This is a genomic window from Brenneria izbisi, assembly GCF_025840185.1.
GTDB lineage: Bacteria > Pseudomonadota > Gammaproteobacteria > Enterobacterales > Enterobacteriaceae > Brenneria > Brenneria izbisi.
The window spans coordinates 281,050-292,804 of sequence record NZ_JAMPJU010000001.1 but is presented as its reverse complement, the minus strand read 5'-3'; the positions used below and the strand labels follow the sequence as shown (position 1 = coordinate 292,804).

Annotated in this window: 14 protein-coding genes; 3 read left to right on the top strand and 11 right to left on the bottom strand. The window is 54.5% G+C overall.

Going from position 1 to position 11,755, the window contains the following annotated elements; translation table 11 throughout:
• Positions 1-156: 156 nt before the first annotated feature.
• Positions 157-1,671 (top strand): pectate lyase, encoded by a 1,515-nt coding sequence (locus NC856_RS01340; protein ID WP_264088611.1) that lies wholly within the window; start codon positions 157-159, stop codon positions 1,669-1,671.
• Position 1,672: 1 nt separating this feature from the next.
• Positions 1,673-2,017, top strand: a complete 345-nt coding sequence (locus tag NC856_RS01335; RefSeq protein ID WP_264088610.1) for a DNA-binding protein — start codon at positions 1,673-1,675, stop codon at positions 2,015-2,017.
• Between the two features lie 59 nt (positions 2,018-2,076).
• On the opposite strand, the gene NC856_RS01330 is transcribed toward NC856_RS01335, so the two are convergent.
• From NC856_RS01330 to NC856_RS01320, 3 genes are read right to left on the bottom strand one after another with little or no spacing between them, the layout of a single operon-like run.
• Positions 2,077-3,336, bottom strand: a complete 1,260-nt coding sequence (locus NC856_RS01330) for a PTS ascorbate transporter subunit IIC (RefSeq protein ID WP_264088609.1) — start codon at positions 3,334-3,336, stop codon at positions 2,077-2,079.
• A 2-nt stretch (positions 3,337-3,338) separates the two neighbouring features.
• Positions 3,339-3,638 (bottom strand): PTS sugar transporter subunit IIB, encoded by a 300-nt coding sequence (locus tag NC856_RS01325; RefSeq protein WP_264088608.1) that lies wholly within the window; start codon positions 3,636-3,638, stop codon positions 3,339-3,341.
• A gap of 22 nt (positions 3,639-3,660) precedes the next feature.
• On the bottom strand, positions 3,661-4,104 hold the full coding sequence (locus NC856_RS01320; protein WP_264088607.1) for a PTS sugar transporter subunit IIA: 444 nt from the start codon (positions 4,102-4,104) through the stop codon (positions 3,661-3,663).
• Between the two features lie 267 nt (positions 4,105-4,371).
• On the opposite strand from NC856_RS01320, the gene NC856_RS01315 reads away from it, so the two are divergent.
• Positions 4,372-5,592, top strand: coding sequence for a LacI family DNA-binding transcriptional regulator (locus NC856_RS01315; RefSeq protein ID WP_264088606.1), 1,221 nt, complete (start codon positions 4,372-4,374; stop codon positions 5,590-5,592).
• Positions 5,593-5,651: 59 nt separating this feature from the next.
• Here NC856_RS01315 and NC856_RS01310 read toward each other — a convergent pair whose 3' ends face one another.
• The 8 genes from NC856_RS01310 to NC856_RS01275 form a co-directional block, all read right to left on the bottom strand.
• Positions 5,652-7,025: a harpin HrpZ family protein gene (locus NC856_RS01310; protein ID WP_264088605.1), complete on the bottom strand. Its 1,374-nt coding sequence runs from the start codon at positions 7,023-7,025 to the stop codon at positions 5,652-5,654.
• 172 nt (positions 7,026-7,197) lie between these two features.
• On the bottom strand, positions 7,198-7,551 hold the full coding sequence (locus NC856_RS01305; RefSeq protein WP_264088604.1) for a type III secretion protein: 354 nt from the start codon (positions 7,549-7,551) through the stop codon (positions 7,198-7,200).
• Entirely contained in the window at positions 7,544-7,780 is a 237-nt protein-coding gene (gene hrpT, locus NC856_RS01300; RefSeq protein WP_404802296.1) for an HrpT family type III secretion system protein, read from the bottom strand. Before hrpT ends, NC856_RS01305 begins: the two co-directional genes overlap by 8 nt.
• A 30-nt stretch (positions 7,781-7,810) precedes the next feature.
• On the bottom strand, positions 7,811-9,847 hold the full coding sequence (gene sctC / locus NC856_RS01295; RefSeq protein ID WP_264088603.1) for a type III secretion system outer membrane ring subunit SctC: 2,037 nt from the start codon (positions 9,845-9,847) through the stop codon (positions 7,811-7,813).
• Positions 9,840-10,274, bottom strand: a complete 435-nt coding sequence (locus NC856_RS01290) for a type III secretion system chaperone (RefSeq protein WP_264088602.1) — start codon at positions 10,272-10,274, stop codon at positions 9,840-9,842. The genes sctC and NC856_RS01290 overlap by 8 nt, the downstream gene beginning before the upstream one ends.
• Positions 10,261-10,485, bottom strand: a complete 225-nt coding sequence (locus NC856_RS01285; protein WP_113865238.1) for a type III secretion protein HrpF — start codon at positions 10,483-10,485, stop codon at positions 10,261-10,263. Before NC856_RS01285 ends, NC856_RS01290 begins: the two co-directional genes overlap by 14 nt.
• Before the next feature lie 58 nt (positions 10,486-10,543).
• The gene (sctL, locus tag NC856_RS01280) at positions 10,544-11,161 is read right to left on the bottom strand and encodes a type III secretion system stator protein SctL (protein WP_264088601.1); all 618 of its coding nucleotides are present in this window, start codon (positions 11,159-11,161) and stop codon (positions 10,544-10,546) included.
• 9 nt (positions 11,162-11,170) lie between these two features.
• Positions 11,171-11,755 carry a type III secretion protein gene (locus NC856_RS01275; protein WP_264088600.1) on the bottom strand — a complete coding sequence of 195 codons (585 nt, stop codon included), beginning with the start codon at positions 11,753-11,755 and terminating at the stop codon, positions 11,171-11,173.

Below are 11,755 nucleotides of genomic sequence, written 5' to 3'. Positions count from 1 at the left end.
CACCCGGTTCCCTCCTCATGGTTTATTTATTTTCCTTTAGGTTTTATTTATTTTCATCAGGAACCGGTTTCCTCCTTCCCTCACTTAACACCAAACAGATGAAAAACTGTTCACCCGCATTGAATATCCATCTAACTTCAACCAAAAGGATCAATTATGGCTGAAATCAATATCTCGCTTAATATACAACCCGGAACAGGTTTTTCTCCTGTGGACTCCAATTCCCTGTCTGGCGATCGCAATGGCGCATCTTCGCGATCGCCGCTACAGGACAGCCAGTTAATGGAAGCGTTGGGCGTACTGCTTACCGCATTGCTGCCGAATCTGCTGGGTAATGGTCAATCGCCATCCAATAACTCGCCCCTAGGTCAAGCATCGGGAGCAGGCAATACAACCGGACAAAACGGCAATCCCGCTGAAATGCTGATGAAAATGCTCGAAACGCTGATGCCGTCCAATAATGCGCAGGGCGCGGGCTATCAGGGGGGGTTCCCCGGCAGCAATAACGGTACATCGCCGCTCTCAGGCGCGACTGGCGCCAACGGCGCGCAAAATCCTGAAAATCTGGGACGGTCTCTATTGCAGGATGCCGCCGGCAACGCGCTCAATAATGCCATCAGCCCAACCGCCGATGGCGGCGGTCAGATCAGCGGTAATATGTTGCTCAAAGCGCTGATGGAGTTAATTGCCAATCTGATGGATATGCAACAAGGCGAGTTTGGTCAGCCACAAAATGGGGCGTCACAAAACGGCGCATCACCCACCAGCCCCTCGATGAGTTCCCCCTCATTCAATAATCCGTCGATGACCAGTCCATCCACGACTAATCCGTCGATGACCAGTCCATCCATGACTAATCCGTCGATGACCAGTCCGTCCATGACTAATCCGTCGATGACCAGTCCGTCCATGACTAATCCGTCGATGACCAGTCCATCCACGACTAATCCATCGATGACCAGCCCGACACCGCCATCCTCCACACCCGGCACCTCACCATCGACCGCCCCCCAGAGCGGGGCCAATAATCCCACCACGGAGACCGGAAAGGCTGGCGCAGTGAATTTCCCTACCGCTGGCAAGGACGTCACCACGGTGAATGACACCATTAAAGTCGGCCCCGGCGAGGTCTTTGACGGTGGCGGTAAGACTTTTGTCGCAGGCAATAAATTAGGTAACGGCAGCCAGGCTGAAGGACAGAAACCGATATTTGAACTGGCTGAAGGCGCCACCCTGAAAAATGTGGTGTTTGGCGATAATGCCGCCGACGGCGTTCATGTCCGTGGCGATGCGAAAATCGACAATGTGCATTGGACCAATGTCGGTGAAGATGCGCTGACCGTGAAATCCAATAACGGTAAACCCGCTAACGTTGAAATCACCAATAGCAGCGCACAAGGCGCCTCAGACAAAATCTTCCAGTTGAACGCCGATGCCAATCTGACTATTGATAACTTTAAAGCGAAAGATTTCGGTACTTTTGTACGCACCAATGGCGGCCAACAGGGTAACTGGAACCTCAACCTGAGCAATATTGACGCTGAAAACGGCAAGTTCTCGTTTGTGAAAAGCGACAGTGCGGGGTTGAATGTAACAGGCAGCAACCTCAACCTGACCAACGTCAACAATCATTACAAAGTGCCGCAATCCGCTAACCTACAGGTGAATTAATATGCACAATACCATGATTGATACACATAACTCGCCCACACGCTGGGCGGATCTGGCCAGACAAGGCGGATACCTGTCGCCGGAACAACGCCAGGCGTTCGAACGGGCTATTCATCAGGTCACCCAATGCCTGAACGAGGTATTAACCCAGAAAGACGCGCCCCGGCGGGGAGCCTTTGAGTTTGATGCCTTTGTGGATTTGCTGGAACAGGATTTTTTGCGCCATGCGGATCTGTATACGGAAAACGGTTTGCACAGCGATGTCGCGCAAACCGCATTCTGGATAATCCGCAAGATGGCCGATCAACTGATCACCGCGCGTCAGGCGGCGACATTATTCAAATAAATCATTAGGTTAGTTTCGCCACCTGCCCAACAGGTGGCTTTTCTCAGGATCACACCTCGTTAACGCACGATAAGGCCCAATAAAATCCCTACCACGCCGAAATCAGGATCGCTGAAGGTGGTATTTTCCAGCCCGATACTGCCGAGCACCGGCATCAGGAACACCGGCAGGAAGGTAATCAGTATGCCATTGGCGAATGCGCCCAGAATCGCCCCGCGGCGTCCGCCGGTCGCGTTGCCGAAAACCCCCGCAGCCGCGCCAACGAAGAAGTGCGGCACGACGCCGGGAATAATGACGGTCATATTGAGCATGTAGAGCAGGAACATACCGATCACCCCGGCGACAAAACTGCTCAGAAAGCCGACCAGCACCGCATTCGGCGCATAGGGGAATACCACCGGGCAATCCAGCGCGGGTTTGGCATCCGGCACCAACTTGTCTGAAATCCCTTTAAAGGCCGGAACGATTTCCGCAATTACCATCCGCACGCCTTGCAGCACGATATACACGCCCGCTGCAAAAGTAATGGATTGGATCAGAGAGAACATGAACCAGTTTTTGCCGTCGGCATTCATTTCTTTAACCGCTGCGGGACCGGCAAACAGACAGGTGAATAAAAAGATAAAAAACATGGTGAAAGCGATGGCAACCGGCGTGTCGCGCAGGAACAACAGGCTTTTCGGTACGTCCATATCCTCGGTCGATTTCTCTTTATCGCCAAATTTGCTGCCGATAAACGCCGACAACAATTGTGAAACCGCCGAGAAATGACCGAAAGCGACATCATCCGATCCGGTAACCTGTTTCATATACGGATGAATAATGGCAGGAAACAGCACCATGGAAACCCCGACCACCAGCGATCCCACCGCAATCAGCAACCAACCGCTGATACCGGCGGTCGCCAGAATGACGGCGACCATCATCGACATAAACAGCGTATGGTGACCAGTCAGGAAAATATATTTCCACGGCGTAAAACGGGCAATCGCGATATTGATAACCATGGCGAAAAACATGATCATCGCCATCTCAGTGCCGAAGTTTTTCTGTGCGACGGCGACAATGGCTTCGTTGTTAGGCACGACGCCGGCGATGCCGAACGCATGATGAAAAATTCTGGCGAAATCCCCCAGCGATGACACAATCAAGCTGGCGCCGGCGCCAAGGATCAGGAAACCCATGACGGTCTTCACTGTGCCTTTGATACACTCCGTGGCCGGCTTCTTTTGAGCAATCAGGCCAATAAGCGCAATCAGTCCGACCAGAATCGACGGTTCGGCCAGGACATCACTCATTAAAAAACGGAAAAATTCCATTTTTAGTCTCCTGTTTTCAATGCGCCAAGTTCAATCAGCGCGACCGACAGGCGCTCTTTCATCGCCGTTTTATCGATCATGTTATTCAGCGAGACGATCTTTCCGCCCACGGACTGCGCCGCCAGTTGTTCGGCAATATCGTTGGTGCCGACAAAAATATCGCTTGCCGTTCCTTTGGCCGAACCTAAATCCACATGATCCACCTCGGCAATGACGCCAAGTTCCTTGATGATGTTTTTAATGCTCATTTCCATCATCAGGCTGGTGCCAAGCCCATTACCGCATACGACTGTAATTTTCATAATCTGTATCCTCTGGTGACGATCAATAACGGGAAATAACGGAAAGTATCTGTTCAACCGTAGTCGCACGACGCAATGCCGCGACATCCTCAGGCGTATCGAACAATTGTGCGAGTTGGGAAATAATATCAATATGGCTGTTGCTGTCTGTGGCGGCCAGAACGATGAGTAAATATACTGGATCGTTGCCTGCGGAATGAAAAACCACCCCTTCGCGGATCAACGTCAGGCTGACCGCAAGCTTATTCACGCCCTCCTCCGGGCGGGCATGCGGCATGGCAATCCCCGGCCCGACCACATAGTACGGGCCGATAGCGTCATGCGAACGATAGATCGCATCAACATAGCTGGGGTTAATCGCGCCGTTATCCAATAACGGTTGACAAGACAAAGCGATAGCCTCGCGCCAATCCTCACAGGCAGGAACAATTTGAATGACTGCTGGTGTTAGTAAAGTGTTAAGCATTGAGATCACCTCTGTAGCATTACCCTGCCAGCGTAGTGTGCTTAAGCGCGAATTGATGTGATGGATATCTAAAAAGGTATCGCTAACTGATATAGATATCATTAAGTGTGACCGGCTTATCACAAGCGGAAGCGTCAATTGTTCACTCGCGTCGATACAGGCACAATGATCGCCTGACATAACCGCAAGGCCGCTTGAAATCAATCGGGACAGCATGCTTTTATCGTTGTCGGCGGTGGGCAAAATGACAGAGGGAGAGAAGTGAACATGCGTAAGCGTCGCAGTACCGGTAAGGTTACGCTACAGGATGTCGCCGACTACGCGGGCGTAGGAGTTATGACCGTCTCGCGCGTTATGCGCAAAGTGGATCAGGTTTCCGATAAGCTACGGCGAAAGGTTGAACTGGCGGCCTCAGCGCTCGGTTATGAACCGAATCAGGACGCCTGCCTGCTGGTTACGGGCGCCAGGCACGACAATACCCAGTTGGAGCACGTCAGCCGGGTGACGTTACAGGATGTCGCCCGTCATGCCGGGGTCGGCGCCATGACGGTTTCCCGCGCGCTGAGAGATCCGGCGCTGGTGTCAGACGAGGCGAAGAAGAAAATCAATGACGCGATCAAGGCGCTGGGCTATGTGCCTAATCGGGCGGCTGGCGCATTGGCGTCGGCATACCAACCCACCATCGCCGTGCTTTATCCGTTTCAACAGGATCGCGCCAGCATGCGCTTTATGCAGGCATTACAGCAGGCGGTCGGCAAGCATAACGTCCGCTTGATTATGGCTTGCCATGAATACCGCCAGCATGCCGAAGCGGAGATGGTTGAAAAGCTGTTGCAGCATCGGCCAACCGCGTTGGTGCTGTTCGGCGGCCAACTTTCACGCCGTACCTGCGAATTGCTACAGGCCAGTAAGATTACGACGGTGAACGTGGCGGGGGCTGAACCGTTAGACAATCACATCAATATGGATCTCGCGCTGGCAGAAGCGGCAGAGCAATTGACGCGCTCGCTGCTGGAAAAAGGGTATCAAAAGATCGCCTATATTGGCGCTAATACGGATAACCGTTTGCAAAAGCGGCAGTTGAACGGCTGGAACAAGGCCATGCTTGCCCACTACCAAAACGCGGATTTGAAAATCACAATACCGGAAGCGCCCAGTCTGCAATTTGGTCGCTATGCCATGACCGAATTGCTGCAAAATCAGCCGGAACTGGACGCGATTATCTGTAGTCATGAGGAGATTGCTTACGGCGCGTTATTTGAATGCCAGCGTCGTCTGATAAAAGTCCCTTACGATCTGGCGCTGGCCTGTCTGGATGGCTCGACGCAATGCGATCATACCTTTCCGACATTGACCGCGATGCGGTTCGATTATGAAACCCTGGGCGCGCAAGTGGGACGTCTGGTGCTGGCGCTGATCAACGGCGATAGCCCCCTGCCCGCCATAGAAACCATGAAATTCATCTTTGAACCCCGCGCCAGTTGTTGAAAGAAGAAACAGGGCATTCGCCCTGTTTCTTCTCACTAAAAACCGATAACCTGCTGTTATCAGGACATTCTTTGCAATCCCATGTTAACGATACGATCGCCAATCATAGAGGCATCGATCCCCAGCGACGCACCGCCATTACCGCGGGCTTGCAAGTTGGTGTTGCTGGTATCCCCCGCCACAGCGCTCTTGACCATACCCACCGCTTTCATGAATTGATCCATGCTGCCTTTAGTCATGCCATCGTCATCCGGCTTGCTGAGCGCTTTCGCCCAGGATTTATCATCCTGCTTCGCCGTTGCCCAGCCATCTTTTTGGTATGCAGGTTTACCAAAAATTTCAGGATATTGATCCATAAATTGACCAATTTCCTTCGCCATCTTGCGATCTTCTTTATCAACGAAATAACGCGTTGGACTGTCGTTGTGCGTGCTGATATTGTTCAGCTCCTGCAAACCGGCTTTTTGCCCGACGTTCAATCCCATCGTACTGCCAAGCTGATTAAATGAATTAGCGCCGCTCAGCCCTTGCAAACCATTATTGCCCAACTGCAATGGCGTTTGTGAACCCCTTACCTGGCTCAAACCGCCGCTGCTGATGGCGGACAACATATCTTTGGCGCCCTGCGTGTAAGCCGAAATTTCCGGGGAAGATGGCATATTGTTGCCGAATAACCCACCCATGCCATTTTGCATACCATTTTGCAGTTGCGACAGGCCGCCTAACATATCATCCAATACCTGAAGCATCAGATTACCCATCATCATACTTGGGTTCATGGCGCTCATGGCATTCATACCGGTGCTTAGCGCGCCGCCCAGTCCATTTGCCAGACCGCCGACCAGATTGCCGCCCAACCCGCTCGCCAACCCACCAGCCAGACCGCCGCCGAGACCACTCGCCAAACCGCCAGCCAAACCGCCGCCGAGACTACTCGCCAAACCGCCGGCCAAACCCAGCCCACTGCCCAGACCGTTTGCCAAACCTCCGCCGAGGCTGCTCGCCAGACCGCCAGCCAAACCCAGGCCACTGCCCAGACCGTTTGCCAAACCACCGCCAAGACCGCTCGCCAGACCGCCGGCCAAACCCAAGCCACTACCCAGACCGTTTGCCAAACCACCGCCAAGACCGCTCGCCAGACCACCGGCCAAGCCGCCGCCAAGACCGCTCGCCAGACCACCGGCCAAGCCGCCGCCAAGACCGCCCATCGCGCCGCCCAGCATGCCTGCGCCATTCATGCCGCCCATGAACAGCATTGAGGTCATCATATCGGCGAGTTGTTCCGCCATTTTATTGGTGTTTAGCGCACTGCTCATCGCCTTCTGTAATAAACTGCCACCATGCGAGTGGTTATGGGCTGACGACAAGCCGTTGTTACCGCTGGTTTTGATGGTAACCTGCAATGAAGTACCGCCACCAAGAGAAGTAATCATAATATTTCCTTAAATTAATGGGTTTGTGAACAGCGCCATCCTGTTTGCCGATAAGGACGACCTGCATGATATTGGCGCTCCTTATTTAAGTGATTCCGCTACCAATTCAGTTCCCGCATCCATACCTGAAAAACAGCTATTTCAACTATTTTCCGTTATCAGGATTAACGCTCTATGCCGACGGCAGCCCCGCCAGTTGCAGCAGGTTGGTGATGGTCTGCGCAACGGATCCTTCCGCTATCGGTAACGTGTGGCGCACGATCAATCGCTGCTGCGCATCCATACTCAGATAGCACCTTCCCAGCGTTTCCGACTGCTGGAAACGCTGCTGCAACATCTGGCGTATCCGCTCGGCAAAACGTCGGCCAGATGGCAACGTCAGACACAATGCGATCTCCGACGAAACGGGAAGACGCTGGAAATACAGCGTGACACCGTCACTAACCATCCACATTCCATCAGGTAGATGCGCCATCGCAGCAATAAAATCCTGCTGCCGGGTGAAAGTGTCAGCACATTCAATCATTGACTGACACCCGGCTGAAATCCGCGGGACCATTACGCAAATCGGGCTGCCACCAGATAACAAGTTGGCGACCGTCAGGTTGCGGGCGACAGGTTACCGACGTGCAATTAGCGACCGTGCGGGAACTGGAACAGGCGCTTAGCAACATCACCGCCAGCAGGGGCAACAGGTATTTATTCCACCCGTTTTTGTTACGAGGCGGCGTGGCGCCTGAAAATTGTTTACTCATCGCATTTTTCCACATAAGGCTTTTCCTGAGTTATTGCGCCGTTAGTAAAGAACGTCGGGCAGGCTGAAGCGCGGCGGCAGGTTGTAACGCCAGAAAGACTTCGCTGGATTCACCCGGCGCCAGCGTGGTTTTCGGCCAGATCGCGACCGCCAGCGTCCGGTTGCCAGCACAGGCGGCCTCATCCATACGTTGTGGTATCGTGCCGCTATTGCGCACCACGCCTACGCTCAATTTCACCTGACCATTGCCATACCACTGATTGCGTCGACTGTCATACACCAGGCCGGGCTGAGAGCGACACACTTCGCTCAGCCGTGTTCCCTGGTTCTCCTGCTGAAACCCGGCGGGAAATTGTTTGTCGGCCAGATCGCGCAATGCGTTTTCCACCAGACTGTATAAATCGGTTTTACCATTACGCTGAGCGACACGGTTCATGACGCCGTTCAACTGATGCCGGTTTTCAGCGGACACATAGCGCGTCGGATCGGTTTGATCGCCAATCAAATGCGGCGTCAAAATAAACAGCCGCTCACGCCGGGAAACCTCATGCCGTGTTGAGGTGAACAGTTTCCCCAGAATCGGGATATCGCCCAGGATAGGGATACGCCGATCGCGATCGCCGCTCTCCTCCACATGAAAGCCCCCCAATACCAGCGCCCGGTTTTCGCCAATCAGCGCCTGAGTGCTGACCGTGCCGCGTTTCACGCCGGAGGCGGCGCCGTCGCTGGCGGTTTCAACCTGACCATCTTCAATATCAATAACCAACTGGATACTGCGCTGCGAACCTTGCCCCACTACGCGCGGCGTAACCTGCAAACTGGTGCCTGCCGTTACCGGCTGGATCTCGGCCACCCGTTCGCCGGTGGCGGTAATAAACGCGGTTCGGCTGAAATCCACGATGGCGGGCTGATTTTCCAGCGTCAACACGGAAGGATTGGCGACAATCGACGCGGTGCCTTCCCCCTCCAACGCCTGAATATCTGCGAAAAATCGTTTGAAATCACTGACAAACAGGGTGCTGCGCCCCATCATCATGGTGCTGCCTGTGCTGACGTTACCCAGTTGCGCCTGCCAGTTCGCTTCCAGACGGGACAGCGCGGAGCGATCAACGTCCAGAATGATGGCGTCAATGTTCACCAGATTTTGCGGTACATCGATATGTTCGACCAGTTGCTGATATTCGGCGCGCCGTTTCTCATCATCACGGATCAGCAAGGCATTGTTGCGGACATCCGCCGAGATCTTGCCGCTCAGCGACTGCCGCCTCCCCGCTTCACCGGCGCGTTCCGGGTTGTTGCGCGTCGCCAGTTTGACCATCATCGCCCTGGTGTTTTCACGCATCATATCCATGCTGGCATCCGTTGGCGCCGATACCGGGCCGGTTGCGCCGACAGGCGTGCTGCGCTGACCATCCATCAGTTCATTGAGAATGGTCGCCACGCCGGGGATCACCACGCGTTGATCACGATATTGCAGCGTGCGATCGGATACCGAGGCATAGCGCAGCGGGAATATCATCACCTTGCGCCGCTCTTCTTTTTTCTCACGCTGCTGGCTGAAATTGCGGATTAAATCGATATACGCCTGCGGCCCGGTCACCAGCACCACGCCCTCGTCCGGCAACTCGCCCCAGCCGAAACGCGGATCCAGCAGGCCGATGCCGCTAAGCGCCTGTTTCAGATCCGGCGCCGCCTCTTCCGATATTTCCAGACGCACCGAACCCTGTTCATCCTTCGGACTGATATACAGCGCGTTGTTGTACACAAACCATTGAAAACGATACTCCAGCGCCAGACGATCCAGAAAAGCGACCGCTGAATCGGCGCGAACTTTGGCGGTAACATCACTGTCATTAATGTTTCCCAACATCAGATCCACGCCGTGGCTGTTGGCGAAATCGGTCAGGATAGTGGACAGCGGCGTCTGTTCGGCGGAATAGGCATAAGCCCCTTTGTTCCACTCCGGCGGCGTCGCGGCATGCGCTATCGGGATCATGCCAATCAGCACCAGCGACCAACAAAACCAGCGGTATAGCACCAGTAAAAATCCATATAACGCCTTACGCATGTTGTTCTCCTTGCAAAAAAACCAGCGTATTTAAGTTAAGTGGCGCCGACATAGCCGTTCTAAGCGAGGGCGTTAGCAAGCCTAGCCAGATATCACGTTGATTCAGCAGCGATTCCAGACATCTGGACAATTGAAAAACATCGTCGGGTTCATGCCGCATCCATAGCCATAGCGTTTCATCTTCCGGTGATAGCGATAGCATGGCGGTTTCTTCCTGAAACTGAAGTTGAGCGCCTTCGGCCAATTGCAGCGCGTGCTCCAGCACGCGTTCGTCCGCTTGTGAAGAGAGCGGGATGGCGGCGCGGCAGGCAATTCCGCACGCGTGCCGCACCAGCGCGACCGCCCCATTATCAATATCCAGTCGCAGCATGGCGTCGCCGCTATTCAGCCAGTCTTCCAGTACTGTGGTTAAATCAATTGAAGTCATTGATGATGGCCTTCGCCAAACCGTGCTTGACGCTCAGCAGTTGTCCCACCGCCCAACTCGCGTTGGAATAGTCCATACTGGCTTCAAAAAAGGCAAAGCTGTCTGCCTGGCTCGCGCCGCCATCGGCAACGTTCAGCGCAATGTCATCCAGCTTTTGCTGCGCGTCGACCAAATGCGTATCCAGGCGACGCTGGGTAGGATTAATAGACATAAAGAACTCTCCTGTGATTGACCTGATGTTAAGTGGTCAACTCACAGCGGCAGTTCCATTATTTTTGGCTCAGCGCCTCATGGGTATCCGGCGTCTCAGGGGGCAGCAACTGGGCGATGGCCCGCTGCCAGTTCAGCGACATCACGCCGTGGGGGGTAATCAGTTTCATGGCGTCCTCTTCCAGCGCTTCGTCACTGGCCAGACGCCACTCCAGATGCGGATGCGCCTTCAACCAGCGATCCACCTCCGCCAACTGACCGGGGTGACAGTACAGCGTCCCTTTGGCGTCGTTCTGTTGCTGTTTCAATAATTGCTTCAACAACGCGGTATGCCGCTCTTGAGCAGGCACCTCCGCCAGTATCCGACTTAGCGCATCGCGCAGCAGTCGCCCCGCCTGCGCCACCAGCACCTGCTCAAGATTTTCCCTTTCGTGAGCCACGCCTTGCAACAAACTATCGGCCTGTTGCCAAAAATCGGCTTCCGCCTGCCCCAGTGTTTGCCGGGTTTCTTGCTGCGCCTGTTCGCGCGCCTGCTGCAACAGCGTTTCCGCTCGTGCATTGGCATCGTCCCATAGCGATCGGCTACGTTGATGTTCCGCGACCTGCGCCGCCGGGATAATCACCGTTTCATCGCTTGTCGCGCCGGGTAAGGTCGCAAACGTTCTTTTGGCTAACATCATTACTCCTTATGCTGTGGGTTCATCCTGCGTGATCGCGGCTACCTTCCAGATCAGCGCGTCGCACAGCGCGGTTAACCGGCCGGCGGGCAGCGCGCTGGCCGGTTCACGGCTGCGCGTTACCCAGGATTGAGGAAACAAAAGCCGCAAACGCGGCCAGCAGGTTTCACCGTAACGGGCGCGCAATAGCGTCAGAGCGTCAGCCTGACGCTCAGCAAACGTGAGATGCGGCGGCAACCACAACCCCGGCCTCAGCGCTTTCGCCAACCGCCGACACCAGGTGACCTGTTCGTCGGTCAATATGGCTGATGACGCTTGCGGCTGGCATACCGCCGCCATCAGGTTCAGCACCTGCTCGCGCTGAAACGCACTGAGCGTCCCGATCTGCATCAGGGACGCATTCGGTTCCGGCGGCAACTGTATCGGTAAATCGAAATGTCGGCTCAGCAGCGGAATATTGGCATGCATGAACGCCCGTTTTCTCTGCGGCGGTGCGGGATACAGGGCCTCGACGCCCCAACTGTCATCCGCTTGCGACACACAACCGCTCGTCCACCACGTCAACCAGTCGAGGCGTGTTATTTCCGTATTCAT